Origin of the sequence: Coleofasciculaceae cyanobacterium (assembly GCA_036703275.1) — a bacterium.
Lineage (GTDB): Bacteria > Cyanobacteriota > Cyanobacteriia > Cyanobacteriales > Xenococcaceae > Waterburya.
Window position 1 is genome coordinate 25,662 of sequence record DATNPK010000062.1, and the last position, 26,166, is coordinate 51,827.

The 26,166-nt window shown below is 39.6% G+C and carries 25 protein-coding genes; 12 read left to right on the forward strand and 13 right to left on the reverse strand.

Annotated features, from left to right (window positions below; genetic code table 11):
- Window positions 1–28 precede the first annotated feature (28 nt).
- On the reverse strand, window positions 29–1,630 hold the full coding sequence (locus tag V6C71_11130) for a hypothetical protein (GenBank protein ID HEY9769028.1): 1,602 nt from the start codon (window positions 1,628–1,630) through the stop codon (window positions 29–31).
- A 21-nt stretch (window positions 1,631–1,651) separates the two neighbouring features.
- Window positions 1,652–3,271 (reverse strand): citramalate synthase, encoded by a 1,620-nt coding sequence (cimA, locus tag V6C71_11135; GenBank protein HEY9769029.1) that lies wholly within the window; start codon window positions 3,269–3,271, stop codon window positions 1,652–1,654.
- Window positions 3,272–3,355: 84 nt separating this feature from the next.
- Between cimA and V6C71_11140 the strand changes: the two genes are divergently transcribed.
- From V6C71_11140 to V6C71_11150, 3 genes are all read left to right on the forward strand, one after another.
- Complete coding sequence (locus V6C71_11140; protein HEY9769030.1) at window positions 3,356–3,622, forward strand: hypothetical protein; 267 nt, start codon at window positions 3,356–3,358, stop codon at window positions 3,620–3,622.
- A gap of 95 nt (window positions 3,623–3,717) precedes the next feature.
- Window positions 3,718–4,254, forward strand: a complete 537-nt coding sequence (locus V6C71_11145) for a hypothetical protein (GenBank protein ID HEY9769031.1) — start codon at window positions 3,718–3,720, stop codon at window positions 4,252–4,254.
- A 154-nt stretch (window positions 4,255–4,408) separates the two neighbouring features.
- Window positions 4,409–5,107, forward strand: coding sequence for a hypothetical protein (locus V6C71_11150; protein ID HEY9769032.1), 699 nt, complete (start codon window positions 4,409–4,411; stop codon window positions 5,105–5,107).
- 92 nt (window positions 5,108–5,199) lie between these two features.
- Here the strand turns inward: V6C71_11150 and V6C71_11155 are convergent, their stop codons facing one another.
- Complete coding sequence (locus V6C71_11155) at window positions 5,200–6,705, reverse strand: M48 family metalloprotease (protein ID HEY9769033.1); 1,506 nt, start codon at window positions 6,703–6,705, stop codon at window positions 5,200–5,202.
- 630 nt (window positions 6,706–7,335) lie between these two features.
- Complete coding sequence (locus V6C71_11160) at window positions 7,336–9,741, reverse strand: endonuclease MutS2 (protein ID HEY9769034.1); 2,406 nt, start codon at window positions 9,739–9,741, stop codon at window positions 7,336–7,338.
- A 125-nt stretch (window positions 9,742–9,866) separates the two neighbouring features.
- Here V6C71_11160 and V6C71_11165 point away from each other — a divergent pair, with 125 nt between their 5' ends.
- A complete protein-coding gene (locus V6C71_11165) occupies window positions 9,867–10,010 on the forward strand; it encodes a chlorophyll a/b-binding protein (GenBank protein HEY9769035.1) in 144 nt (47 codons plus the stop codon).
- A gap of 437 nt (window positions 10,011–10,447) precedes the next feature.
- On the opposite strand, the gene V6C71_11170 is transcribed toward V6C71_11165, so the two are convergent.
- From V6C71_11170 to V6C71_11180, 3 genes are all read right to left on the reverse strand, one after another.
- The gene (locus V6C71_11170) at window positions 10,448–11,437 is read right to left on the reverse strand and encodes an AAA family ATPase (protein HEY9769036.1); all 990 of its coding nucleotides are present in this window, start codon (window positions 11,435–11,437) and stop codon (window positions 10,448–10,450) included.
- A gap of 356 nt (window positions 11,438–11,793) precedes the next feature.
- Window positions 11,794–13,128: a DUF2254 domain-containing protein gene (locus tag V6C71_11175; protein ID HEY9769037.1), complete on the reverse strand. Its 1,335-nt coding sequence runs from the start codon at window positions 13,126–13,128 to the stop codon at window positions 11,794–11,796.
- Window positions 13,125–14,150: a mechanosensitive ion channel family protein gene (locus V6C71_11180; protein HEY9769038.1), complete on the reverse strand. Its 1,026-nt coding sequence runs from the start codon at window positions 14,148–14,150 to the stop codon at window positions 13,125–13,127. Before V6C71_11180 ends, V6C71_11175 begins: the two co-directional genes overlap by 4 nt.
- Before the next feature lie 755 nt (window positions 14,151–14,905).
- On the opposite strand from V6C71_11180, the gene V6C71_11185 reads away from it, so the two are divergent.
- From V6C71_11185 to V6C71_11200, 4 genes are all read left to right on the forward strand, one after another.
- A complete protein-coding gene (locus V6C71_11185; GenBank protein ID HEY9769039.1) occupies window positions 14,906–15,259 on the forward strand; it encodes a hypothetical protein in 354 nt (117 codons plus the stop codon).
- Window positions 15,260–15,822: 563 nt separating this feature from the next.
- A complete protein-coding gene (locus V6C71_11190; GenBank protein HEY9769040.1) occupies window positions 15,823–16,269 on the forward strand; it encodes an MFS transporter in 447 nt (148 codons plus the stop codon).
- Entirely contained in the window at window positions 16,226–16,732 is a 507-nt protein-coding gene (locus V6C71_11195) for a hypothetical protein (protein HEY9769041.1), read from the forward strand. The genes V6C71_11190 and V6C71_11195 overlap by 44 nt, the downstream gene beginning before the upstream one ends.
- Window positions 16,733–16,739: 7 nt before the next feature.
- A complete protein-coding gene (locus V6C71_11200; protein HEY9769042.1) occupies window positions 16,740–16,898 on the forward strand; it encodes a hypothetical protein in 159 nt (52 codons plus the stop codon).
- 47 nt (window positions 16,899–16,945) lie between these two features.
- Here the strand turns inward: V6C71_11200 and V6C71_11205 are convergent, their stop codons facing one another.
- Entirely contained in the window at window positions 16,946–17,125 is a 180-nt protein-coding gene (locus tag V6C71_11205) for a hypothetical protein (GenBank protein HEY9769043.1), read from the reverse strand.
- Window positions 17,126–18,005: 880 nt separating this feature from the next.
- Here V6C71_11205 and V6C71_11210 point away from each other — a divergent pair.
- Window positions 18,006–18,791, forward strand: coding sequence for an RDD family protein (locus V6C71_11210; GenBank protein HEY9769044.1), 786 nt, complete (start codon window positions 18,006–18,008; stop codon window positions 18,789–18,791).
- A gap of 26 nt (window positions 18,792–18,817) precedes the next feature.
- Here the strand turns inward: V6C71_11210 and V6C71_11215 are convergent, their stop codons facing one another.
- Together V6C71_11215 and V6C71_11220 are read right to left on the reverse strand one after the other, a co-directional pair.
- A complete protein-coding gene (locus tag V6C71_11215) occupies window positions 18,818–20,056 on the reverse strand; it encodes a DUF4335 domain-containing protein (protein ID HEY9769045.1) in 1,239 nt (412 codons plus the stop codon).
- A gap of 24 nt (window positions 20,057–20,080) precedes the next feature.
- Window positions 20,081–20,692, reverse strand: a complete 612-nt coding sequence (locus tag V6C71_11220) for a DUF3038 domain-containing protein (protein HEY9769046.1) — start codon at window positions 20,690–20,692, stop codon at window positions 20,081–20,083.
- A 155-nt stretch (window positions 20,693–20,847) separates the two neighbouring features.
- Between V6C71_11220 and V6C71_11225 the strand changes: the two genes are divergently transcribed.
- Window positions 20,848–21,120 carry a hypothetical protein gene (locus V6C71_11225; protein HEY9769047.1) on the forward strand — a complete coding sequence of 91 codons (273 nt, stop codon included), beginning with the start codon at window positions 20,848–20,850 and terminating at the stop codon, window positions 21,118–21,120.
- 286 nt (window positions 21,121–21,406) lie between these two features.
- Here V6C71_11225 and V6C71_11230 read toward each other — a convergent pair whose 3' ends face one another.
- Together V6C71_11230 and moeB are read right to left on the reverse strand one after the other, a co-directional pair.
- The gene (locus V6C71_11230) at window positions 21,407–21,898 is read right to left on the reverse strand and encodes a hypothetical protein (protein HEY9769048.1); all 492 of its coding nucleotides are present in this window, start codon (window positions 21,896–21,898) and stop codon (window positions 21,407–21,409) included.
- A gap of 182 nt (window positions 21,899–22,080) precedes the next feature.
- The gene (moeB, locus tag V6C71_11235) at window positions 22,081–23,253 is read right to left on the reverse strand and encodes a molybdopterin-synthase adenylyltransferase MoeB (GenBank protein HEY9769049.1); all 1,173 of its coding nucleotides are present in this window, start codon (window positions 23,251–23,253) and stop codon (window positions 22,081–22,083) included.
- Window positions 23,254–23,472: 219 nt separating this feature from the next.
- On the opposite strand from moeB, the gene V6C71_11240 reads away from it, so the two are divergent.
- Both V6C71_11240 and V6C71_11245 read left to right on the forward strand, forming a co-directional pair.
- Complete coding sequence (locus tag V6C71_11240; protein ID HEY9769050.1) at window positions 23,473–24,315, forward strand: circularly permuted type 2 ATP-grasp protein; 843 nt, start codon at window positions 23,473–23,475, stop codon at window positions 24,313–24,315.
- 56 nt (window positions 24,316–24,371) lie between these two features.
- Window positions 24,372–24,845: a transglutaminase family protein gene (locus V6C71_11245; GenBank protein HEY9769051.1), complete on the forward strand. Its 474-nt coding sequence runs from the start codon at window positions 24,372–24,374 to the stop codon at window positions 24,843–24,845.
- A gap of 235 nt (window positions 24,846–25,080) precedes the next feature.
- Here V6C71_11245 and V6C71_11250 read toward each other — a convergent pair whose 3' ends face one another.
- Window positions 25,081–25,647, reverse strand: a complete 567-nt coding sequence (locus V6C71_11250; protein ID HEY9769052.1) for a hypothetical protein — start codon at window positions 25,645–25,647, stop codon at window positions 25,081–25,083.
- Window positions 25,648–26,166 lie beyond the last annotated feature (519 nt).

Here is a 26,166-nt window from a genome sequence, read left to right on the forward strand (position 1 = left end):
GATCGATAAAGTTTCTCCAATATCTAGCTCAAAAATCAAAGTTAGGCATTAGCTGCAAGACTCCCATACCCAAATCTGTGCCATTGATTGATTTGACTTCAAATAAAGCTAACATATCTTTCGCTTTAGGATTTCCACGGTTTACTCCTGTTGCTCCCATAGCAATAACCAACCCACAGTATCCTTGAGTCTTTTGGCAACGTTGATGCCATTTTTCTAATGCTTTGGCTTGTTGTATCACATCCTGAGAATATTCGGCAAATATATACAGTTCATCATCTTCTGTTTGTAGCAGCCCCAACTCATAAACCTCGCCACTAAAAGGATCGTGCCCAGGATTAAAGCAAACGGCTTTTAAACCCCCAGCATTTTTGATTCTAGTGATTAAATGATTAGCTTTGGGCCGAGTAGTTTGAATAAAGATAGTCGGCAGTTCACTAGCTTTAGAGGAAACCTTGGCAGATTGACAGTAGGTTTTGGGCTGGTGTTTTAATTGTTTGACTAGTTCTCTAGGTATACTGGCTAGACTAACTAAAGAACCGTCAGGAATTAAATCTTCTTGAATAGGAAGATCGACTTCTTGAGTAATTGTATCGAGGCGATCGCTTTGCCGCATGCTTAATAACTCCGTTGCCAGCTGTGGCAAAGTGGAGATTTTGGTAGAGATAATTTTTTTATCTTTTTTGGGACTAGGAAGAGTAATTCGATAAGACTTAGATATTGCCTCAATTGGATCTTGGGTTAAGGCTGAATGATTGCGACTACAAAAACGAAATAAAGATTCCAAGGTTGCATAAACGATTTTAGTCTCCGCTTCGTCTAAAAAATGTCGCATTCCTTCAAAAGGGTGCAGACTGCCAAAGAAAGGTTCAATCGATACTTCATCTAATAGCTCTTCTGGTGCTTCTTCATAATTAAGAAACCAACAATCCTGTGCCAAAAAGGCTTTTTCTAACTCTGCTGCTGATTTATTTTCGCCTAATGCTGCTGCCCTAAACTGCTGAAGAGAATCCAATGAGCGATATAGCAACACGCCGTATTCAGCGGACATCATGCCCATAATGCAGATGTATACTCGATCTATCTCGCAGTCTTTTAATTCAACTTCCAGGATGTCGCTATCTGCCAAAAGCTCCCAAGGTGCGCTGTCCCAAATTTTACCAGCAACATCTTTAATTGCCTTTTCGTAGAGATCGGGAAGAGGATCAGGCTGATCCTCATCAATAGCTGCAAAACCTTCAAAAAGACGATCGATTAAAGGAAGTTGAGGAGAATATTCAATAGATATCTCCAAATTTTGTAATACTCCCCGCAGAAAAAACTGAATTTCGCGATCGCGCACCACAATTTTTTGCGGGCGGTTAGGCTGACCTGGGTGATGGGGAGATTCAATAGCGCGTAATAAAGTCCGCACCACGGCTTCAATACCCATATCTTCAGCTACTACATCCATTGCTCTGACTGCGCCTTCTGAGCCGTCAACCCAAATAATACATTCTTCATCGGCATTGTTAACACTATCTAAATGTGATGCCATACTGCCCAATGGACGACGATCGCCTTCCCAAACAACGTTCGCCAAGGGAATTTTTTGCAGTCTGCTTCTGGTGGTGGGCGGGAGAGTCGTCATAAATATTTGTAACTATGTCCTTTAATTAACAATACCTGCTTTGTTTCGCTGGGGTGCCTGCAATAATAAACCATATTCCATACCTTCAACTACTGCTTGGTAAGAAGCATCCAAGATATTGGCAGATACTCCAATCGTCGTCCAGCGGTTAACCCCATTACTTGATTCTACTAAGACACGAGTTTTTGCAGCTGTTCCTGAACTACCATCGAGAATACGAACTTTATAGTCTGCCAGATAAAAATCGGCAATTTGAGGATAAAATTTCACCAATGCTTTGCGTAAAGCCCGATCCAAAGCTGCTACTGGGCCATTTCCTTCTGCTACCTCCAGCAGATTTTCACCATCAACTTCTACTTTAATTGTAGCTAAAGCTTTGCTAGCCAAATTATCTATCTCCTGATGAATATTGCAGTGAACCTGAAAACCTTTGAGTAGAAATAACTGTTTTCCCGGTTCGAGTATAGAGCGCATTAGTAGTTCAAAACTGGCTTCGGCTGCTTCAAATTGATACCCCTGGTTTTCTAATGTTTTCAGCTTATCTAAGATTTGGCGACAGGTTACATCTTGTTTACTTAGGTTAATGCCAAACTTAGCTGCATAGTGTAAAACATTGCTCAAGCCTGACTGATCTGAAATGACGATTCTTCTTTGATTGCCGATTAATTCAGGTTGAATGTGTTCGTAGGTTAAAGGATTTTTCTCAACTGCGGCAACATGAACTCCCGCTTTATGGGCAAATGCCGAACGCCCGACAAAAGGGGCATGGTCATCGGGAGCTAAGTTAACTATTTCGCTGATTAGACGGCTAGTTGGACTTAGTTTAGCTAGCTGTTGCTGTCGTAAACACGGATAGCCCAGCTTTAGCTGTAAATTGGGAATCAGAGTACAAAGATTAGCATTACCGCACCTTTCTCCATAGCCATTAATTGTTCCCTGAATCATCGTCGCTCCTGACATCACCGCTGCGATCGCATTAGCTACTGCCGTTCCGCCGTCATTGTGAGTATGTATCCCTAACTTGCCGTGCAATTCTGGTATGGCGTCAATTATTTCTGTGACTATCTGAGCTATTTCGTGGGGTAATGTACCGCCGTTTGTGTCGCACAAAGCTAACCATTCGGCCCCTGCCGCCCAAGCTGTTCTCAGCGTTAAGAGGGCGTATTCTGGATTATATTTATAGCCATCAAACCAATGTTCGGCATCATAAATTACTTTTCTACCTTCCTGGCGTAAATATTCAATTGTGTCGCGAATCATTGCCAGGTTTTCTTCTAGACTAGTCTTTAAGGTTTCCGTAACGTGGAGATCCCAAGACTTACCAAAAATTGTTACCCAATGAGTGCCTGCTGCCAAAATCGCCTGAAGCATTTTATCTTCGACAACGGATACGTTAGGACGGCGAGTGGAGCAAAAAGCAACTATTTTGGCATTTTGTAGCGGTTCTTCTTTTAATTTCCAAAAAAACTGGACATCCTTCGGATTTGCTCCTGGCCATCCCCCTTCAATAAAATGCACTCCTAGTCGATCCAGTTGTCGCGCTATTTTGAGCTTGTCACCTAATGATAAAGAAATTCCTTCTCTTTGAGAACCGTCTCTTAGAGTAGTATCGTAAACCTGAATTACTGGTTTTTGATTCATGGAGTCAAATTTTGCTTCAATTAAAGTTAACAAATGCTAAGTTACTTAAGATAAATATTATTTTGCCGAGACTAGTAATTGATTATGCCTACCGTAACTGTACGAGGAAACACTTTTACCTGTGAGTTTGGCGCAAATTTACGCAGAGTTTTATTGAAACACAAAATCAAGCTCTATAACGGTAAATCAACAATTATCAACTGTACAGGGCTCGGTAGTTGCGGAACATATGCCGTAGAAATAATTGGTCAGGTTTCTCCTGCCAACTGGAAAGACAAGGCGGTAGCGATCGCGCCTTGCCTCATTCCTCAGAACAAAATCGCCGTCTGGCTTGCCAAACTGAAGTTTTAGGCGATATCGAAGTGATTAAATATGATGGCTTCTGGGGACAAGGAAATTCAGTTATCAGCTAACCGTTATCAGTAATTAGTAATTAAAGAATTAAAGTGAATATTTTCAAAATTTCTCCTCTTATCCGCATTACTCTTTTATGTCTTTATATTGCTTTGACAGTTCCCTTACCTTTTTTAGCTGACTTTACTGATGCACCAGTACCTTCTTGGCTATTGTGGATGGGAATTGCTTTAGGTGCGATCGCCTTATATGCTGCTCTTAGTGAAAGAGTCATTCTAGACGAGGATAAAATACAGGTTGCTTATCCTAATTGGGTTCCCTCATTTTTTCGCCAGGGTTGGTCTTTGTCTTGGCAGGAAATTAATAACCTGAAAATGCGTACCACAGGACAAGGTGGAATGGTCTACTACTTGACTTCTCCTACCGCCGAAAAAGCCTATTTGCTGCCGATGCGCGTTGCTGGCTTTAATCGCATGGTCAACCTAGTTAGCGAGAAAACAGGCATTGATACTTTTGATATTCGTCCCCTAGCGCAACCCTGGATGTATCTAATTCTATTTATTTTTACGATGTTCTTATGGCTCATTGACGGTTGGACAATTTGGACAGCAACTCATCTTTCTATTTGACTAGATTAATTGTTTTCAACAACACTATTCGGGTAAGCGGTAACTACTCGGATTGTTTTCCTGAGTTTTTTAATCCCAAATATATATATAATTGTTAAGAAAGATAAATACAACTAAAGTTATACAACTAATTTCGCTACAGCTATATAATTAAATGCTTTTGTTCAACTCTGTCGAGCCAATCATCCGTCGCAAGCAACACGCATTAGATTTTCAAGATCGTCAAGGACTAGTAACACTTAAACTGCAAATTAGCAACAAAATTTTATTTAATAGCATTTATACCAGAATCGATCAGGTTTTTGGATTCTGGGGGTTAATTACGGCAATTATCTTTTTTACGGCCCAGTTTGCACCGATTAACTGGACTACTCAGGCTGCTTTTTGGTCCGTATTAACTGTTTTTGGTACAGTGGTAATGAGCGTCTTGACTAATTTTTGGGTAAAGGTAGAACGATTGCGTTGGGTATTGTATGCCTGGATAGTTCTGATGTTGGGTGGTGTAGCTATCACCGACTTAGGTATTCTCTGGGGATGGGGAACGGTTTTGATGCACCTATGTCATTTGTGGCTAGGGTTAAGCGCAATGGGCTATTTCTGTACGTGGTTGGGATTGCGATCGCGTGCTTTTGCGATCGCTGGACTATTTCATCTTTTAGGAATATTAATTCTACCCCTATGCACTGGCTGGCAATTTTTAGCCACAGGTTTAATCATGACAGCGAATTTGCTAATATTTGCGGAAACTCAATGGGATATGCGTCCTCCCATTGATAATTACAGCCTATTGACTGAAAAACAAAAAGAATTTAACCGCGAACAATATTTAATTCGCCAGACCGAATCAGTGTAAAGATGTCTAGGGTAGGGGCGTTTCTCCTTCCCAGATGCTACGCAAACGCGAAACGCCCCCATAAGGTTTATGTCTGTTTGGTAAAAAGAACTCTAGCGAGGAAAGACTGAGCGATAGGCTTCTACTCCCTCATATCCATAGCGGTTGTAACCCTTAGTTTGAATCAATTCTTCTAAATAACGCATTCTCTCTTCCGAAGCAGGGTGACTGGACAACAAAGAAGCACCTGTACCAGATTCTCCCTGAAGTTTTTTCAGCTTTGCCATCACGTTATATAAACCATCCGCCGAGTATCCAGCAGCATCTAGTACCCTCAAGCCCAAGATATCCGATTGTTTTTCTTTATCACGGCTAAATTTTTGGTTGAGCAATAATCCACCTACTTGAGAAGCAGCTCCTGCTCCTCGTCCAATCATACTAGTTATTAAATTTGAAGCTGTGCCAGTCAATGCAGACTCACCAATTTGTTTATAGCTGTGAGATAAAACAGAGTGGGCTATTTCGTGCGCTAACACCCCAGCTAATTCTGCTTCAGAATCCATCAATTCCAACATTCCTGTATGAAAAAATATTTTACCTCCAGGCAAGGCAAAAGCATTCGGGGTAGGATCGTCAACGATATTAAATTCGTATTCAAATTCATTCCTTCCCATCAATTTAGCCAATTTCTGACCGATATCGTTGAGGTATTTTAGTTGTTTTTGATCGGAGACCATTTTTGATTGAGCCTTAATGCTTTGAGCAAAAGATTGTCCCGCACTTTTCTCTCCCGCTAATAACATTTGACCAATTTCCAAAGCACCAAGTTCATTTCCCGTAGCAACCTGACCAATACTGCCGAGGATTCCTGAAGTGGTAATTTTAGAGTTGAGCTTTTTCTTGTATTGTTCAAAGTATTGGTTAGCTGCCTGTTCGTAAGCTTTGCTTTTTTGATTGTTGGGATAGCTGTAGGCAAATTCCCGCGCTGCAATTGAGGCTTCTAAAGGTTGACCGTAGAGCAATAACAGGTCAATCTTAGTATCTAAGATATCTTCTCTGGCTGGATACATTTCCGCAGCTTTTTCAATAGTCGCTAAAGCTGGTTTTTCTTCACCATAAAGATCGTAAGTATCAGCTAGCAAAATATGACCAGGAATAAATCCAGGATACTCTTTGACTAAGCTTTGTAATGGCTCAAAAATTTTGCCAGTAATTTCTAATTCGGTTTCAGGATTGGCTTCAATTGCTTTATTAGCCGTGTTCCAATATTGCTGACCTTTAGCGTCCAGTTTTGCTAAGTCATCTATTGCGGGAGGAACAGTTGCTGTAGCAGCAAATGCTGGTTTTACCTGCTGTTGAATTTCCTTTGCTTGACTTAAATTACCTTGACGATAATAGTAATCTGCCTCTGACAATTTTTGATAATAAGTGTTACTAAAATCAAGCTGTTTAAATGTCTGAGCAATAGTAAAGCTAGAAGTTTTATCTAGTTCTTGAATAGTAAATTTTGCTGAATCTAAGTTTTCAGCGTGAACTAAATTATTAGTAATAATAGCTAATGTAAATCCAAAAATTATAGCTACTAGTTTATAGACGTTTGACTTTTTTGCAAAAAGCATTGTTGTATTCCAGATAAATATTTAAAGCCGATAAATATTAACTTTTCGCCTAAGTATATATACAAAGACTTGTTTTAATTTTATTTTTTCTCTGAATTATCTTGCTGATTTATTTTAGCTTTTGCTTCAAAATTTACCAGAGCAAATTGAGAGTGCCGTTAGCTAAATAATTTTTAATTTAGACTTGATAAAGTTTTGTTAGCTTGATATATCGCCAAGCAATAATGTAGTTTTATCAAGCCAAATATTTTTGTTTTTTGCATGAGGAAATTAACAATTCATCTATATGCTTACTTAAATCAAATGACGTTAAAATCTAGCCGAAAGTGCCGAAATAAGAAAATTTAATTTATTTGATACGATTGAGAAAAAGTGAACCGATCCGTCTGAGATCTGACTGTAAAAGTGTCCCCGTGCATGATTCACTAAAGTACTAGCTTCGCGTCCTAAAGTATACCGCTTCGCGACACGTAGTTAGTCATGCACGGGCATATCGCACAGATAAACGCAGATGAACACGGATGATTGATTTGCTTACCAACCATGTTTGAGTTTTTAGTAAGTTATCGATATCGCCAGCTATTGCGCGAGAATTGATATTATTACTTCGATCGGCGAGAAACCGCGAGATTATTGAAGATGCACGACGGTAACTCCAGCACCACCTTCGTTTTGGGGAGCAAGTTCAAATTTGTCTACCTGGGAATGACGCTTGAGGAATTCATGAACTCCTTGGCGTAAACGTCCTGTTCCTTTGCCATGAATAATCCACAATACTCCTGATTCTAGGGCGAGAGCGATCGCATTATCGATTTCTCTTTCTGCATTGTCTACCCGTTGACCACGAATATCCAAGGTGTTTTTAGAAGTCCGCACCATTACCGCTGGCTTTTTGGGCTGAGTTTGTGCCACAGCTTTCTTGGTATTCTTGGCTTTGGGCTTAACTTCGGCTTTCTGTCCATCTAAAGATTCAATTTCTGCTAAACTAATACTCATTTTCATGATGCCAAAGCGCACTGTTAGCTGTTCTTCTGCCTCATCAATACTCAGTACCTCTCCTGTTTGATTAAGACGAGGAATCCTAATTTTTTCTCCTACCTGGGGTTTATAGCTGGGTTTGGGTGGCTTTGGTGTCTGAGTTTTGGCTAATTCCTTGGTGGTAAGATCATTTAAAGCTTCTGTTGCCTGTTGGGTTTTCTGCATAGTTTGCTCGCCCTGCTGTAAGCGACGAATAACTTTTGCCACTTCTTTTTTGGCTTCGGCGATCGCTTGTTGCACCGCTTGTTCTTGATAGACTTTTAATGACTGTTCTCTTTCCTGCAAAGCAGAAGCTTTCTCTGATACTTCTGAATAAAAACGCTCTGTTTGTTCTAGTAGCTTACCCGCTTCCTGGGCTTTTTCTTCCTGTTCTCTTCTTTGTGCTTCTAAGGCGGCAATTACCTGGTTGACATCTTCTGATGAACCCGTACCTACTAAAGACCGAGCCTCCTCAATAATATCTGAATTTAAGCCTAAACGTCGAGCAATAGTTAGGGCATTGGAACGTCCAGGAATTCCCCACAACAATCTATAGGTAGGCTGGAGAGTACTATCGTCAAACTCCACCGAAGCATTTTCAAACCTGGCATCTTGATATTTTAGGGCTTTTAATTCTCCATAGTGAGTAGTGGCAATAGTTAACAAACCATGTTCTGCTAAGTGTTTGAGCAGAGCGATCGCTAAAGCACTCCCTTCAGCGGGATCTGTACCTGCGCCAACTTCATCTAGCAAAATTAGAGAATTGCCATTATTCTCGTTTAAAGCGGCCATAATACGACTAATACGGCGAATATGGCCTGAAAAAGTTGATAAGCTCTGTTGTAAAGACTGCTCATCTCCAATATCAGCCAAAACCACATCAAACCAAGGTAATTCTACAGGCTCTTTGGCAGGAACAAACATTCCTGCTTTGGCCATCAGCGCAGCTAAGGCGATCGTTTTGAGGGTAACGGTTTTACCGCCCGTGTTTGGCCCCGTAATCGCTACTACTCTTGTTTCGGGTTTAACTAAGACATTAATCGGAACTACTTGCGATCCCTCTTCGTGGCGTTGTTGCCAAACTAACAATGGATGACGCAAACGACGCAGGGTAGTAGTTTCACCTTTGGTAGTGTCAATAAACTGAGGCGGATTAGCTTCTAACCATAAGCCATAACGCGCTCTCGCCGTAGCCAAATCGAGCATTGTTGCGACAGCTAAAACTTTCTCTAAATCTTCTTGTACCTCTGCCACTTTTTCCGACAGCCCTTGTAAAATAATTTCTTCTTCTCGTTTTTCCTGACGCTCTTTTTGCCGAAGCTGATTACCCAACGGCACCACCGCATTGGGTTCAATGTAGTAAGTAGAACCTGTACTAGAAACATCATGGACTATTCCTTTGATTGTTTCTTTCTGGGCTGGTTTAACGGGCAAGACAAAGCGATCGCTCCTTTGAGTAATTACCGCTTCTTGAATTGCCGTGGAGTTGCGCTGCATAATTCCCTGTAGCGTTTTATAAATTCGCTCACGTAGGTTTTTAATTTCACTACGGATATCCGCTAGCTTGGGATTAGCGCGATCGGTTATTTCAGCGCGATCGTCAATACAGTGATGTATTTCTTGCTCAATTTCAGGATAGGTGCGAACATCAGTAACTAACTCGGTCAAAGTTACTAATTCTTCGCTGCGATCGTCAATTAAGCGACGCAGATAACGCATTCCTGCCAAGGTTGTAGCCAAATCTAATAATTCTTGCGCTGATAATATTCCACCAATACCAGATCGTTCTAAAGACGCACCGACATCTTTTATGCCTTTAAAAGTCCATCCCGAATTTAATCCTTGTTCTAGATTATATATTTCTTTAGTTTGAGCAAGTAGCCTTTCGCTCTCTGCTTGGCTAGTAGGTAGTCTCAATTGACGCGCTGCTACCACGCCTAACTTAGTTGCTGCGAAGGTGGACAAATTTTGGCATAAACGTTGCCATTCCAATAAGTCGAGAGTTTCAGTGGTAATCAAAGTCAGTTCGGGGTACTTCTACTTAATTATTGACAGATTAAAACAAAAAATATGAGTATGTGAGTTACGCTATATTAACAATACTTGACACAAGTAAACCCTGCAATGAAGGGATAGTAATTATTATGAAAAATAAAGAGAGTAAATTTGGCTTCACTAATTTTGCCGAGATTTGGAATGGTCGTTTAGCAATGATCGGTTTTGTCTCTGCTATTATTTTAGAACTAAATACGGGACATGGGGTTTTAAGACAGCTTGGTTTGATGTAAATAACAGCTTTTGATTAAATATTGTTTAACAGCCCTTTGATGAGAATTAATTGAATCAGGGGTTTTTTGTTTTTTTATCCCATTGAGCAAAAGTCATTAGAGATTTAGTCGTGGACTGAGCAGTCTGAAATCTGGCTGTAAAAGTGTCCCCGTGCATGATATGCCCGTGCATGATTAGCTCCTACGTCCTAAAGGATACCGCTTCGCGACGCGAAGCTAGTCCTTTAGGGCATATCGCACAGATAAATACAGATGAATACAGGTGAATACAGATGATTGATTTGCTTACCAACCGCGTCTAAGTTTTTGGCAAGTTTTGGTAGGATTTGCGATCGCGCTTTTACAAGAATTGACTTAGTATACTGGTGGGCTATATTGAAAATTTCTCTTCCAAATCCTGAGCAAAAATTCCTCCAGGCTTTAAACAATGTCAGAATTTAGATAATGTTTTCGATATCTTCTGGCATGATGGTCACAATGTTCTTCTTATTAAGCTGAGAAAGTTTGGTTAATCTTGTAGCTTGTTTTTCTATTGTTTTCTCAAAAAGATTACGTACTAACCTACCATTGCCAAAATCTTTATCTCTTTGATGATATAACTTGGTAAACTTGGTTAACAAAGCTTTTTTAGCCTCTTTATCTAGTTGATAATGATTAGAGTCGCAAATCTTTTGAAAAATAGCGAGTAATTCAACAGGTTGATAATCTTCAAAAGTAAAATAGCGGGTAAATCTTGATTGTAAGCCAGGATTGGATTGAATAAAGCGAGACATTTCATTAGGATAACCTGCGACAATAACTACTAAGCGATCGCGATAATCTTCCATTCTTTTTAGTAATGTATCGATTGCCTCTTGACCAAAATCATTACCTGCATTTTCGGGTTTTAAAGTATAAGCTTCATCAATAAACAGTACGCCATCTAAAGCTAATTTAATTAAATCGTCGGTTTTTTGTGCAGTATGTCCGACATACTGAGCGACCATTCCTGAACGATCTGTTTCAATACAATGTCCTTTTTGAAGAATGCCTAATTCTTGATAAATCTTACCCATAAGACGAGCAACCGTAGTTTTTCCAGTACCAGGAGAACCATAAAATACTAAATGTAAAGTAATCGAAACTTTAGACAATCCAAGTTCTTGTCTTTTCTGTTGAATTTTTAGAAAGTTAATTAAATTATTAATTTCTGATTTAAGTTTTGTTAATCCTATTAAGCTATTTAATTCTCGTAGTATCTCTTCTATATTGTCTAAATTGTTTTTAGCTTCATCTTGATTTTGGGTAACCTTGTTGTTGATATTTTCTGTGTGGTTGAGAGTCTTAATAATAGCTCGATCCTTTGCTTGACTTAACTGAAGTTTTAATAGTTCTAGTTCCCGATCTATACCAGGACTATGTTGGTTGTAAGCTCCCCAACTATACATTTCAGAAATATCCTTATTTATTTATAACAATCAATATTTTAAACTTCATCAAAATAATAAAGCTGTGATTAAGATCAATAGTTAAAACTTTAAAATAACGTACTTTAAATAGATTAGTTTATTTCATTATTAATTAATAGTTTGTCATCAATTAACATGACTATAAATATTTTTAAAAATCTCTAAATGTTCTTGTAGCAGGACAATAGTGTTAGCAGCGATCGCGATCTAGAATACGGCTTTAATTGTGAACAAGCCAGCGATAAGCACCAGTAGAACGATAACGTAATAGCAATAGCAATTCTTCGTTTAATGCGCGATCGCTGCAATCGTCGTACGACTCGGTTTAATTTTCTTCATCTGGCTAAAAGCTCTTTCTTAATTGTCAGATAACGCTGCTCAATATCTTTTTTGTCTAATTCTTCGGATATAGCTTGCTGGCTATTGCGTCTAATCATCTCAGCATGACGCAAAAGTATTTTGCGCTCTTGAGGAGTTGATGTAAAACGAGCAACTGTGGCGATCGCTTCTAACAAACGAATAGTTACAGCAACATCGCTTTTGCCGTACTGTCGAATCTGATTAAAAGCCGTATTAATTAACCCTGTAAATGTTACTCTTTCGACAATAACGCGAAGATTTTTATGGTCATCGTAACGGTAGGGAGAAGGAAAGTTTCTTTGGGCGAGGCGAGACAATCCTGCACTGAGGCGATCTATACAGCGAATTGCGGTAAACGGGTCGTTAACACCAGGAGAAATGGCGCGTAAGGCGATTTCAACTAATTGTTCGATGGGAAATTCTACATCTTGTTGCTCGGTTCGTTCCTTGTCTAAAATAAAAGCATCGTTTAGCTGTTTAGCAAGTTGTCGCGTGATCCGTTCTCTAGGATAAACCATTATCAACTCACTACCTTTGACGATAAACTGACCAGGGCGATAATTGAGACGCAATAGCAAATCGTGCTTACAGGCAAACTTCATTAATTCTTTATTGTCGATCACCTGTAAATAACCATTACTCTGCGCTCTCACCCTGTAAGCATCCGAGTCAAAATCGGTTGGAAGTTCTTCTGTTGACTGCGTTAATTGGGATACACCTTGTCCGATTCTTTCGGGAAAGAGGCGATCGATGGCGCGGTCTAAATCGGCACTCGTTTCGACAATAACGTGGGACACCTGAATGATGGTAGAAGCATGATCGATAAAGTAGATCAATACGCCGATCGAAGCGATCGCCAGTAGCAAACCCACTGTAACAGATAGTTGTGGTACAAAGGAATTGTAATCGTCTCCGTCTCCACGAATAGTTCGCAGGACAAGCAACGAATAAATGAATGTCCCGATAAATGTACCCAAAACAATTTGATTGCCCTTATCCTGCATAAAGTTACGCAGTAGCCTAGGGCCGAAATTAGAAGCAGCTAACTGAAGCGCTACAATCGTAATCGAAAAGACTGTACCAGTAACGCCGATAGTGGAACTGGCAACGGCACTAAGCACTTCACGCGCTCCGTTAGAGCCACCAGTATATATCCAGCCCCATTTCTCCAGTGGTCCATAATAGCCTAGGTGATCGAGCCTTAGCATAGTAAATGCTAAGGCGAGCGCTACAAACGCAAAGATAGTGGGCAAAAACCAGTAACTAGAGTTAAGCGAGTCCCAAAGTTTGCCAAGTTTAACATTTTTCATAGTTGCTCCTGGCTCGAGTTCGTCTGTTTTTCCTGTCCACTGCTACCGTTTCTCGACGCTCGCATTTGCGCTATGCTTCTAAGAGAATCGCTAATGCCGCGAGCTTTTGGAACTTCCTTGTTTCCTGCTGGCCAACCTTCTCTCTGACGAGAGCGATCGCCGTCTGTCTCTTCGGTTTGGTCGTGGAAAAGTATTTGTTGGCTTGGAAAAGGCAGATCGATTCCATTAGCCGTCAGTTTATTTTTAATTGCTGCCAAAATTTTATCACGTGCGTCAAGATCGTCTGATCTTCGCGGTGGTTTAATCCACCATCTGGCACGGATATTGACAGTGCTTTCAGCAAGATCGACTACTAACACGTCAGGAGCAGGCTCTCTAAGCGTTGTATCTATACTGTAGATCGCTTCAAGCATCAACTGTTTTGCTCGATCGAGGTCGTCGCCATAACCAATACCGACATCGTATTCCATTCGACGACTTTCAAAAGCTGTGTTTACGGTGACTGAATTGGTAAACAGTTCAGAATTGGGAATAACAATGCGACGACCATCATAGGTTCTAATCGTAGTCGCACGGGTTTGAATATTTTCAACCGTTCCTTCATATTCTTGGAAGACAATCTGGTCGTCAATTTGAAATGGCTCTGTCAAAAGAATTAAAATACCAGCTAGAAAGTTCTGCAAAATATCGCGAAAAGCAAAACCAATAGCAACACCACTAATTCCTAATAGTTGCACCAAATCTCCCGCCCTAAATGTTGGGATAATAATAGACAAAGCGACAAACAAACCAATGAGAATGACCGTTCCTTGAGCTAAGCGTCCCAACACCATTCCCAAATTTCTCGCTTGTCGATGCCTGCGGGTGAGACGTTTAACGACTATTTTTAGCCATCTGGCGGCGAAAAAAAACGCGAAAAAGGCGATCGCAGCTAAGACAATATTGGGCAAGATGAGAATAGAACTATTAATTAATTCTTCAATTTTTGCCCATGCTGCTGCAATTGTTTCTTGGAAATTCATGGTTAATTTTGTTCGACTTAGGTTTCATTTTTTGAAGAGAGTATTGATTAATATAATTAAAACAACTGTTTTGTAAATCCATCTTAGGTTAGGTATTTTTCCTCCCCCAATTAATTACGCGCCAGAACTTATTGTTTTTACCCTCCCAGCCTCTCGGTAACATGAATTTCAACGATATTATTTCTTTCTGGGCTATTTGCTATCGCACTGGCATTAGTGCATTTCTTGGCAGGTAGGTTGCGCTTTTAAAAACTACCCCTCGTAACATTTGGCTATCGTTTGCCAGTGGAGTTTCAGTTGCCTACGTTTTCGTTCATAATTTTACCCGAACTTAGTCAAGCTCAAAAGACTGCTACGGGAGTAATGGGCGAAGCAGTGCTTTTTTTAGCTAATGTGGCAAGAAGCCCGACATCATAATCTTGGATTTGATGTTCGGATGAATTGCCAACAGGGTGTAGATCGGGTAACCGATTCGTAGTATGATAGTTTTAATTTTTGATAGGTCTGCATGGTAATGACATGGGCTGTTGATTCGGGGAATAGCGGTAAGAGGGATGTAGCTTTGTACGTGAACCCGACCCGCCGTAAGGGAATAACTTACGATCCAAGTAGCGATACCTGTACAAGTAAAATCCAAGTATTTTGACCTGCGGGACGCGGGGCAAAGCCTATCGCCTGGACTTAAGACCAAACTGTGCTTGCATGGAGAGGCAGACCTTTGGGTAGGAAGCCGACATCGTAATCTTTGATTCGATGTGGGTAGTTCACTATCGCGTCAAGGCAACCAAAGAGCAGGAAGAGACGTGAGAGAAACGGAGGTTTTTTGGCTGCACGTTGTTTCTTTTGCTCTCTACAATGGGCTAATTGGCTATCTGCTGGTACATCGGGAAGAACCAGGGTTTTTGAGTTTATGTTTCTTTTTCTTGGCAATGGCGTTGCATTTTGTGGTCAATAACTTTGGGTTACGAGAAAATCATAAACACGCCTATCATAATCTCGGTCGTTGGATACTAGCAGCAGCAATTATTTTTGGCTGGGTAATTGGGTGTCGTTTTTGGTCGTTTGCCTTAAATGCAGGGATCTATGCAATACTATTGCTGGCATTATAAAAGGGGGAGCCTGAATCGATAAAACTCTTCACTTTTTCTCTAGTCTGTGGGTGAAAGTGCCATCGGACTCAGTTTACAGATTGTTGAAATTAATTCTCATTTGCTTCTAAAATCTATTGTTAGTAGAGCGATCGCGCCAGATAGCTAATTATCCACCGCTAACAAATGAAAATACTTACAGAAGAACAATTATTAGAGCAAACTTTAAACACGAGAGGAACAAGAGAACTAATTTATAATGTCGATGGTTTTGATCGGATTGAAAATCTACAACATAGTTCATATCAAAGCAGTATCAAAATAGACTCAATGCCTTATATCGCAACAGTGATGATATCCAAGATGTCGATCAAAATATTGAGCGGTTTTATATTTCCGCTGTGGTGACTTAGAAGATTGGCGATCGCACTGACCTTAATTTTGAATTAGAATATCTTAACGAAGATCGACCACCTAGTTTTGGTGTTTCTGCCATTGGTGACGAGATTGCCGATGTTCCCCTGGATCGTATTACGAATGAAGCCGACGACTGGGCTTGGTCAGTTACGGGAAGAGCTACTCCTTTGTCATTAATCTTATTTTTCGTGCAAACCCCCAGAGTTATCGTCTCTTTGTTTGCTGGAGTCCTAGTCGATCGCTATAGTCGTAAACTGCTAATAATTATCAGCGATTTGGCAGCAGGGACTTCCACAATTGCTATTCTGGTACTTTTTTTTACCAACAATCTTGAAATATGGCATCTATACTGCACCGCAGCAGTAAATAGTCTGTTTGGCTTTCTTCAGGGGTTAGCTTACTCTTCCTCACTCTCTCTCATTGTTTCCCCGCAACATTACACCAGAGCTACCGCGTTTAATTCGGTTCAGATATCTGGGTCTTATATTTTAGCTCCTGCTTTGGCTGGAAGCTTATACCCTTTGATTAGTTTAAAAGGAATTTTGATTATCGATATTGCTACTTTATATTATGGCGATCGCAACTTTAATCATAGTCACAATTCCTCAACCTAGTCTGAGTCAGGTTACTCAGCATATTCGTAACCCAAAACAAGAGCTAACCTTTGGCTTGCGCTACCTATTTAGATATCCCCATTTGTTAGCAATTTTGTTTTTTTTGCTAATCAATAACTTAATTGACAGCGTTAATTTTGCCATTTTACCTGCAATGGTTTTAGCTCGCAGTAATAACAATCCGACAGTGTGGGGTAGACTTGTCAGCACCTTTGGTATTGGCGGTTTGCTCGGCGCAGCAACAATTAGTATTTGGAATATACCAAAACGTCGCATTCATGGATTATTACTCGGTAGTGCGATCTCGAAAGCAGGTTTAATTCTGCTATCAGTAACACAAGCCATATTTTTTCAACTGGCTGCTGCGGTTATTAGTGGTTTTTGCTGCCCGCGATCTGATTGCAGGTATTGCTACACCTTTAGGAGCTGCGGTCGCTGGTGTTTTAGCCGATCGCTTCTTTGAGCCAGCAATGAAGACTAATAGTAGCTTATCTAAGATTTTCGGCGGTATATTTGGCGCTCAAACTGGTGCGGGAATGGCATTGACGATCTCTTTAGTCTCTGGTTGCGGTTGTTGCGATCGCTATTGCTGGATATGCTTTTCCTCTTTATACGTAATTAGAGCTTAGAGCTAATTGACTAGCATTCACTATCTTAAGTTTTAAGTCTTAAGTGTTTAAAAACTTGAATTACGACGTGAATTTCTGCAAAGCCGAGGTAAATTTTGCTCAGAATGTTCCCTAGCGATAACAACTTCCCAAACTTCTGACCAGCGTTCTTCAATTAGAGTTCTCATTTTTTCTGATTGCCACTGAGGAGGCCTACTTCTGTGATGCTTGTCAAGTGTATTCATCATTGATTTTTGCTTCTTAACTATTAAGAGTTATTTGCAGTAATTATTGGCTTAAGTCAAGAAAATAGAAGGTAACCTGATAGATTAACCAATTACTGACCAAAGTATAAACTTCTTTTTTTGCCAACAAAAATAATCTATCATTTTTTCTAACTAATTGCTATTAATTCTCAATAACTGAGTAATTAATAATGAAGATGCGATCGCCAAAATTGAATCGCTAACTAACATTGCACCTTGGCATAATTTCGCTGATGCCAACCCATAAAACGCAGAGATAAAGAATATCAGCAGTATTGGTATGAGTATGAGAAATGCCGGTAGGGCGATCGCCTGACCAAGACAAATAAATTAGGCGTTGCTGAATAAAATGATTATATGATTCTTACAACTAAGCAAATTAATTAAAAAGCTAATAGCTGATAGCTATATGCCCGTGCATAATTTGCGGAGCTAGTCCTAAAGGATACCGCTTCGCATATGCTTTAGCATACACCTTCGGATATACTCTTGTAGTATAGTTTAAATCAGCAACGTCATAAATCATTTTTCTTTTCAAAAACTAACTAAAATTTTTTGGTCTTACTTCTATCAATAGAGATAGTTAAATCACAGTTTCTTATGTTGAGTCAAGCTAAACTCAAAGCTTATAGCAATTCTCATATTTATAAGGTAAACCTCAATTAGGCGTGAACCATTAGCCCTAAAGGATACCGCTTCGCGTGACGCGAAGCGGTATCCTTTAGGGCATATGCTTTAGCATACACCTTCGGATATCGCGTCCCATTGGCTATTAGCAAAAACCAGGGTGTCAGACTGTACCTTACGTGAATAAGAACCGCTATAGATTAATAATTAATATTTTTCCTAAGCTGTTTAATATATGCGTCTTTTTAATCAGATTAATTTACAAACTCCAGAAAGTGTTGAGCTAGAGTTTACTTTGGCAGGGATTGGTAATCGCTCTTTTGCTCTAATAATTGATTATCTTGTCTTTGGTTTAACTATTTTATTAGTTTGGATTATTAGTGCTTTTTTGGCTTTTCAGCTTGTTCCTAATCTAGTCGTTAGTGGAGTTTTAGACCTGGTCGAACAATGGATTTTAGCAATTCAATTTATAACTAGCTTTGCTATTTATGTAGATTATTTTGTTGTTTTAGAAACTTTATGGCAAGGACAAACACCAGGAAAAAAATGGACAAAAATTAGAGTTATTCGTGACAATGGCAAACCAGAAAGATTACCTCAAGCAATCTTACGGGCATTACTCAGACCTGTAGATGATATATTATTTGTGGGCGTATTTTTGATTATTTTTTCTCAACAAGAAAAGCGCCTTGGCGACATGGTTGCAGGAACAATAGTAGTTCAAGAAGAACAAGGCTCAAAATTAGCTAATGTTGACATTTCTTCTGAAGCTGAAGATTTAGCAATTCAATTAAGAATAGAATCGGAAATAGCTAATTTATTGCCTGAAGACTATGCCACTATCCGCGATTTCCTCCAGCGGCGAAAAAATATTATGTTGCAATATCAGCACCAATTAAGCCGTAAACTAGCCGAACAAGTTAAAGAAATTATTCTTTTAGATGAGATCCCAGAAGGTTACAGTCATAGTCAATTTTTAGAAGCAACATATTTGGCTTATCAACAAAACAATAATTATTGAATGGAAGAGGTAAAGCGTTACTTTATTTATTCTGTAAAAGCTTGAACTCTACCATCAGGATTTAATAGTAGACGAACTGTAGCTGATTGTGACTCGTCAAGAGGCGAAACAAATGATTCGCCGTTTACAGGAATATTGCTCTGCTTTAGATATAGTTGAGAAGCTTTACCCAAAGCAACTACCCTTTTGATTGAACCATCGGCATTGAGCAGCAATCGGTATTCAAGACTTTGTTTTAAATCCTCTGGGGGCTGCCACTTCTGCTGAAAATAAACAATAACTTCCTGTATCTGACTTGGTTGAGAACGAGAATCTTTTAAAACGTCAGATTTAGCCAAGCCCGCAATTTTCTCTGTTGTTGTGGAATTTGCTTCTTGCTTCTCTTTGGTTGTGTTAGGAACTACAATTGTTGATTCGGTTGGTTGAGCAGCAATTTCTTTTTGTATTGAATTATTTAGTCCAGACTGACGAACTACATCAGATAAGGGATAGTCGGCAGGATCGGGTATGTTTGGTTTGGGTTTCGGGGTGTCTACGGCGGGAGGTGGCGGTAGTCTCTTGGCAGAAGTAAGCGGTTGTGTCAGCTGGGGTTTAGAGATCGATTTAACTGTCTCTGGTGCTTGAGGTGGAATAACCTCATTTAATTCGGGAATTTCTGCTGGAGGTTGGGACTCAGATTCTGGAGACGAAGCTTTGTTAGAGATTGATTGCGATCTAAGCAAAATCGTAGTGATACCTAGCGCAGCGATCGCCACGGCAGCTATTCCACCCCAAACAGGGATGAGCTTTTTTGTAGCTGACACCTGCTTTTCTGGTAGAGTAGCAATTTCGGTCTGATATGCTTCTAATGCAGTTACTAAATCAAATAGCTGCACTGTGCTAAGTTTTATTTGCTCGGCTTTGCCATCATGAATTAAAGAACCAAAAAAAAGTTCATGATTGACCAATCCTTGGGGTTTTAAATAAGGCTGATTATTTTGAATCAGTTCTCGATTGAGATTTACATTGCTATCTATTGGCTGAAATGAAGCTTGTAAATATTTTTGTACGTACCGAGCGATCGCTACTTGAAGCAGTTCTAAATCTTGGCGATCGCCTTGAAGCGTTACCTGATTTGAAGTCATTTCGCGTGGATCGTCAAATCTTAGCTCAAATTTCCAGTTTTTTGCTAAATTTTGCTTTTTCCAGCCCGAAAGAAGCGATTTTTTGCCTCTAATTTCTAAAGTACAGGTGGGTGGAGTGAAGCGATGTATGGAAGAAGACATGATTTAACTGATATTTTCCCAGCTTTATTTAGATATTCCAGCAGCATCAAAGATAGCAATCCCAAGTAAACTAGGGCCATTTTGACCACTGTAAAACAGCAGAGCGATCAATAGTTTCCAAGCTAAGGGCGATAAGGTTTGAGGCGAAATCTTTTGAGAATTACTAATTCTGGCTTGATAGTAATTAATAAATCGCTCTAGATAATTGCTTAGTAAAGCAGTTTGCTCGGGAACTTTGTTTTGTTGGGTTGCTTGCTCCAATAAGCCGACTCCTCGACGCAGCAATTCTTGATGCTGGTTGGCTAAATAGCAAATAATTAATGCCAGCGATCGCGCTACTTCTAGATCTAGTTTTTTGTCTGCCGAACAAGTATGTTTAGGCTCACTTGTTTCGAGATCAGTAATGCGATTGGGCGCAGCCCACGCTCCGCGATCGCCAATTATCGATTCTAAGTTTAAATCTTTTGCAGCCTGTAAAATAGCTTCTGAACTAATATCGGCGATCGCCTCTAAAGCTAATAGAACCAGATCTAAATGATATTTAATCTTATCTAATTGACTATTATTGGTAGCCTTTAAGTCAGCTAGTTCTTGCCATTGGGAGGAAACATAATCTGCTTTCATATTAGGTAACATAATAACCTAAAGCGAATTAATCTCAATTTCAATTGGTTTTTTTCATCAAAGCTTTATTGATTATTTTACAAACAATATTATTTCTTAACCTAAAGTCTGTCCAGCATAAATGATAATATAAAGATATCAAACCTAAGATGTATTTTTAAATTAAGATGACATTTTACTTAACTGGTGCTGGTGCATACTGTGTTTTTCTACTGTTATGCAAGTTTAAAGATCGAGAGTGTTCTAAAACAGACCCTACATCCTGGATAGTAGTCGCGATCGCATCAGCTTTGTGGATCGTAGTCATGCCGATATCATTGAGCGAAATACGTACTAAAGCCCGAACCAAAGCTAGGACAGCAAAGCGTTATGCTATGGTAAAGCCAGTGAATTCGGTTGAAAATTTACATCAGATCGAAACTGTTTACCAGAGATATTAATTTGATTCAAATACTATCCTCTAGAGCAATAAATCTTAATCATTAAATCTCTTATATCCTTGAATATTCACAGTTAAATAGTTGATTAAAGTTATTTATATTTAATAGCTAATTGCTACATAATATAGCTTAATTTGAGCGTTAATCTGATTAAACTGCGGTCAAGCTATAAATTATTTAACCCTGTTTTACAAAAAGCATGAACAGGGCTTATGTCAATGTTTTCCAATCAAAAAGTGTTTCAGCAAGTGTTTCAGCAAAATAGGCAACATTAGGCAGTTACATTCTATTCAGTGGTTTCAGGTGCTACTTCTCCAGGAGTAATTTCGGCGGCAGTACAGCTTCTCATGGCTTCTTCAGCAGATATGTTAGCAATACTAGCAAGGTCGAGAGTGCATTCGGCATGGCGTTCGGGCAACAAGCTACGGCGACAAGTATCTAAAGCTATTGCCGCTCCCGTTTCTAAACCAGCACTAATAGTCGTAACGCAGCCAGCAAGTTCATCAGGTCTACGAACACGATAGCAGGCTTGTAGAGCGTCATTTCCTTCAACATTAGTTCCTGTTTTAATCTCCTCTACACAAGCAGCAAGATCCTCAGGCTCTAAAGCATCAGAACAAGCGATCGCTGCGGGCGATTTCTGCACGCCACTTAAGATCAGGCTATCGGCACAAGTACCGATGCTACCAGCTAAGGCAGAAGAATTAGGTGTAATCAATAAAAATATGGGAACAGAAACCAGACTAGTCCAACTAACCGCTTTCAAAAGAATTTGCATGATAATTCAATAATATTTTCAACTCACAACCATATTAAGGCTAGATCGCCAGAATCGGCGAGTATATGCTTTAAAGGGATTAGACGTGAGGAACGAGGCATAAAACCTAAAGAACGACAAATAAATAAGCCAGCAGTAAGTAATACAACTGATTACTTACTGCTAACTAAATTAAGAATCATTTAGTACTGAGGAACACTAGGATCGATTTCCTGACTCCAGGCAGCAATTCCACCCTTAACGTTTGTGCCTTCAATTCCTGCTTCTTTGAGAATATTTAAGGCTTTAGCAGAACGCCCTCCTAGTTTGCAGTGAGCAATTAGACGATGACCATTGACTAGTTCTTTTACTTTATCGATACTGCTACCATCTTCTAATTCAGATAGAGGAATCAAAACCGAACCGTCAATTTTAGCAATTTCGTATTCGTTAGGATTACGAACATCTAGTAAGACAAAATCGCCCTTAGCGCTATCCATAAGCTGCTTTAAGTCTTTAACCGACATTTCAGCGATCGCATTATTCTCTGCTGCTGCTGCCGCTGCTGCCTGAGGAATCCCACAAAACTCTTGGTAATCGATCAGTTGTTCAATTACAGGTCGTTCGGGATTAGGACGTAGCTTCAGTTCACGGAATTTCATGTCCCAAGCATTATAAAGCAGTAATCTACCACTCAGGGTATTTTCTGCACCCAAAATGATTTTAATTGCCTCTGTTGCCTGAATTGTGCCAATAATGCCACAAAGCACCCCTAAAACTCCTCCTTCGGCACAGGAAGGCACCATTCCTGGTGGTGGTGGTTCGGGATATAAATCGCGGTAGTTAGGGCCTCCTTGATAGTTGAAGACTGTTGCCTGTCCTTCAAAGCGAAAGATAGAACCATAGACGTTAGGCTTGTCTAACAATACGCAAGCATCGTTAGTCAAATAACGAGTGGGGAAGTTGTCTGTACCATCAACTACTACGTCATAGGGGGCTAAAATATCTAAGGCATTAACGGAACTTAAGGCAGTTTCGTATAGATCTACCTGACAATGAGGATTGATGCTGTGAATTCGGTCTTTAGCTGACTGAATCTTGGGTTTGCCAACCCATGATTCGCTGTGAATTATCTGACGTTGTAAATTAGAACTATCGACAATATCGAAGTCTACCAAGCCAATTTTGCCAATACCCGCGGCTGCTAAATATAACAGCAGCGGCGAACCAAGACCACCGCTACCAATACAAAGAACGCTAGCTGCCTTGAGGCGTTTTTGTCCGTCTAATCCTACCTCTGGCAAGATAATATGGCGTGAATACCTTTGATATTCATCTTTATTGAGTTCGATTGCTTCCAAATTTGGATTAAGCATGATGATAAGAAAAACGCGATCGCAAACCCTGCTTTCAAGGTCGGCTTAGTACTATAGGCTCTTTATTATATAGAATTTCTTGATACAAACTCTTTAGATTAAGTAACTGTTAAGTAACATTACAAAGTTCATAACGAACATCAAGCTAGATTAAACATCGCTAAGTTTAAGCATTGTGACTAAATTATTTTCCGTCTTAAGGCTAGTTAAAAGAGACACATGGCATTTGAAGCTTACGCCCCAGAAAATTTTTATGACGAACTGTTTTTAGCTTTAGGTGAACCGCGATCGCACTGTGCCTCTTTGGTTCAACGCATGGTAAAGTTAGGCATATCGCAGCTAGAGCAACAGCGTCAAACAGCGGAAATAGCTTTGTTTAAACTGGGAGTAACTTTTAATGTCTATAGCGATAATCAGGGAGTAGAAAAAATCTTCCCGTTTGATATTATTTTTCGCATCATTGACGGGACAGAATGGTTGCAGTTAGAGCAAGGTTTAAAGCAGAGAATCCAAGCCTTAAATCTATTTCTCGACGATATTTATGGCGCGCAAAAGATAATTAAAGATGGCAAAATTCCCGCTGAGATTATCTACACGGCTTCTGGTGTTCTCAAGCCTTGCTTAGGCATTAAGCCTCCTGCTGGAGTTTGGTGTCATATTACGGGAACAGATTTAGTCAGGGATAAAGACGGCCGATGGTATGTCTTAGAAGATAATTTGCGATCGCCTTCTGGAGTTTCTTATGTTCTAGAAAATCGGCGGGTAATGAAAAGCACCTTCCCCGAAATTTTTCGCAACATGATGGTTAAACCTGTCGATGACTATCCCAGCCAGCTATTAGAAACCTTACTTAATCTTGCGCCTTCTCAAGTACCAGATCCGATGGTGGTGGTTTTAACGCCTGGGATTTATAACTGTGCATATTACGAGCATTCCTTTTTGGCGCAGCAAATGGGCATTGAATTAGTCGAAGGAAGAGATTTAATCGTAGCAGATGGCTATCTACAGATGCGAACTACTAAAGGCTTGAGGCGGGTTGATTTGACATACTCCTATTCCTGAAGAAATAGGAGTATGTCAAGCTCATATAGTTTTATTCCCGATAGTTCAGCTTTAGAATTAGCTCAAGATATTGCCTTTGCTACAAAAGAAAATACGCTAGACTTTTATTTGCTCTCAATCAACGTATCTATCAAGACTGCAAATATATTATTAGAGATACGGGCGAACCCTTCCCAGCTGGAGTAACATGGCGAGGCAAACAAGGCTCATGCCGAGATTATACAGTTCTGTTTATGGATGTGTGTCGAGCAGTGGGAATTGCGGCACGGTTTGTGAGTGGCTATCAAGAAGGAGATTTCGAGCAACAGTCGCGGGATCTTCATGCTTGGGTAGAGATTTATCTACCTGGGGCTGGTTGGCGGGGTTACGATCCTACTTTAGGTTTGCTAGTTAGCGATCGCCATATTCCCCTAGCTGCCAGCGCCATTCCTAGCTATGCTGCTGCGGTAGAAGGTTCTGTAACCCCCGTAACTACGGGAGCGAAAATTATCTCAGATCTTCAGGCACAAATATCAATCAAGGCTCTATAGGTACAAATAATTACTATTAGCTAAAGAAAATTATTTTAATCGTGGATCGGCTATTTACCAATTAGTGATACCGTAAAGTTGTTCGCCGAGGTTTGTGCCTAAAATATCTGTATTCATGATTTATCTCTCTAAGTATTATTTTTATTGGTTGGGATTAGAGAGATAGAGCTATTAATTTACGAGCATTAATTCAAATTGTTTATCAGAAAAGATCTTATCTTCTCGCCGAGAATATCTATGTATCCTCTTCTGACCATTTCTGGATAGAAAATTTCATTTTTGCTTGTTGAAATTCAGTAGGTGTATAAACTCCAACATCCAAAGTAAATTCATCGCTCATGACTATGACGTAACCTTGACAGAGATGAGCAATAGCTGCTGCTAAAGCAACAAACAAAGGAGGTTCCCATCTACTTCTACCTGCCATACTAGTAATTCCATATACATAGCCTATTAACTGCCATTTTTGTACTAAGGTTTGGATACTCGCAGAATTTAAATTACGACCAAAATCTTCAAGCATATCAATTTCAATAACATAATTTGGTTCGTTTCTACGAATATTCATCCCAAGAGTATTAGGAATGCCTAAAGACAAGTAATAATAATTGTGATTTTGATCATCAGGAATATATATTTTTTCTTTCTCTGCCAATATTTCATCACTACCTAGTTTGCACAAAGATACAGTTCCTAGTCTTTGTGCATCTTCTAAAGTTAATAATTCTAAAAACTTGTCTTTTAGCTCGCCCCAATAAAAATGTTCTGAGCTAGTGGGAAAAATGCAAAGGTCTATGCTCATACTCGATCGCGATCGCTTACAAGTTCGTATATAGTTGGTAGGATTATTTTTATTGGTTGGTATTAGATAGAGCTATTAATCAATAAATACTACTTTTCGTTCATATAGATTCCTTGAGATACAACGTTCTTAAATTCTCTAAGTGTAGAAACTTTATTGAGTTGGCACAAGAAACTATAGTCAGTGTCAGATGCTGTCAAATCATCATCTAATAATTGTTGTAGCTGAAAAGCAAAATGTAATGCGGCTTTTCCAGTGCTATCAACCGAAATGGATTTAAAATCTTTACCAATATTGAAAGAAGTATTATCTTCTTCATACTTGTAGTTGCCAAAAAAGGCGGTATATTTAGATTCCTTTATAGTTCCTGAATCATAAGTATAGCAATACGTAGTTGTGTTAGGACATTTTTGTCCTAAAATTGAGGCAGAAAGAGAAGATTAAGAAAATGCCAGCTCCATACGGCTACGATTTAAGAGAAAAAGCAGTCAAAGCTTATCATCGAGGTGAAAAGAAAAT

What these genes read in the sequence shown, in the direction of transcription:
- V6C71_11165 (HEY9769035.1), top strand. Translation starts at nt 9,867, where the DNA reads ATGAAAAATAAAGAGAGTAAATTTGGCTTCACTAATTTTGCCGAGATT.
- V6C71_11225 (HEY9769047.1), top strand. Translation starts at nt 20,848, where the DNA reads ATGACATTTTACTTAACTGGTGCTGGTGCATACTGTGTTTTTCTACTG.
- V6C71_11180 (HEY9769038.1), bottom strand. Translation starts at nt 14,150, where the DNA reads ATGAATTTCCAAGAAACAATTGCAGCAGCATGGGCAAAAATTGAAGAA.
- V6C71_11175 (HEY9769037.1), bottom strand. Translation starts at nt 13,128, where the DNA reads ATGAAAAATGTTAAACTTGGCAAACTTTGGGACTCGCTTAACTCTAGT.
- V6C71_11140 (HEY9769030.1), top strand. Translation starts at nt 3,356, where the DNA reads ATGCCTACCGTAACTGTACGAGGAAACACTTTTACCTGTGAGTTTGGC.
- moeB (HEY9769049.1), bottom strand. Translation starts at nt 23,253, where the DNA reads ATGCTTAATCCAAATTTGGAAGCAATCGAACTCAATAAAGATGAATAT.
- V6C71_11195 (HEY9769041.1), top strand. Translation starts at nt 16,226, where the DNA reads ATGGCGATCGCAACTTTAATCATAGTCACAATTCCTCAACCTAGTCTG.
- V6C71_11215 (HEY9769045.1), bottom strand. Translation starts at nt 20,056, where the DNA reads ATGTCTTCTTCCATACATCGCTTCACTCCACCCACCTGTACTTTAGAA.
- V6C71_11130 (HEY9769028.1), bottom strand. Translation starts at nt 1,630, where the DNA reads ATGACGACTCTCCCGCCCACCACCAGAAGCAGACTGCAAAAAATTCCC.
- V6C71_11200 (HEY9769042.1), top strand. Translation starts at nt 16,740, where the DNA reads ATGAAGACTAATAGTAGCTTATCTAAGATTTTCGGCGGTATATTTGGC.
- cimA (HEY9769029.1), bottom strand. Translation starts at nt 3,271, where the DNA reads ATGAATCAAAAACCAGTAATTCAGGTTTACGATACTACTCTAAGAGAC.
- V6C71_11240 (HEY9769050.1), top strand. Translation starts at nt 23,473, where the DNA reads ATGGCATTTGAAGCTTACGCCCCAGAAAATTTTTATGACGAACTGTTT.
- V6C71_11210 (HEY9769044.1), top strand. Translation starts at nt 18,006, where the DNA reads ATGCGTCTTTTTAATCAGATTAATTTACAAACTCCAGAAAGTGTTGAG.
- V6C71_11155 (HEY9769033.1), bottom strand. Translation starts at nt 6,705, where the DNA reads ATGCTTTTTGCAAAAAAGTCAAACGTCTATAAACTAGTAGCTATAATT.
- V6C71_11150 (HEY9769032.1), top strand. Translation starts at nt 4,409, where the DNA reads ATGCTTTTGTTCAACTCTGTCGAGCCAATCATCCGTCGCAAGCAACAC.
- V6C71_11250 (HEY9769052.1), bottom strand. Translation starts at nt 25,647, where the DNA reads ATGAGCATAGACCTTTGCATTTTTCCCACTAGCTCAGAACATTTTTAT.
- V6C71_11220 (HEY9769046.1), bottom strand. Translation starts at nt 20,692, where the DNA reads ATGTTACCTAATATGAAAGCAGATTATGTTTCCTCCCAATGGCAAGAA.
- V6C71_11230 (HEY9769048.1), bottom strand. Translation starts at nt 21,898, where the DNA reads ATGCAAATTCTTTTGAAAGCGGTTAGTTGGACTAGTCTGGTTTCTGTT.
- V6C71_11205 (HEY9769043.1), bottom strand. Translation starts at nt 17,125, where the DNA reads ATGATGAATACACTTGACAAGCATCACAGAAGTAGGCCTCCTCAGTGG.
- V6C71_11170 (HEY9769036.1), bottom strand. Translation starts at nt 11,437, where the DNA reads ATGTATAGTTGGGGAGCTTACAACCAACATAGTCCTGGTATAGATCGG.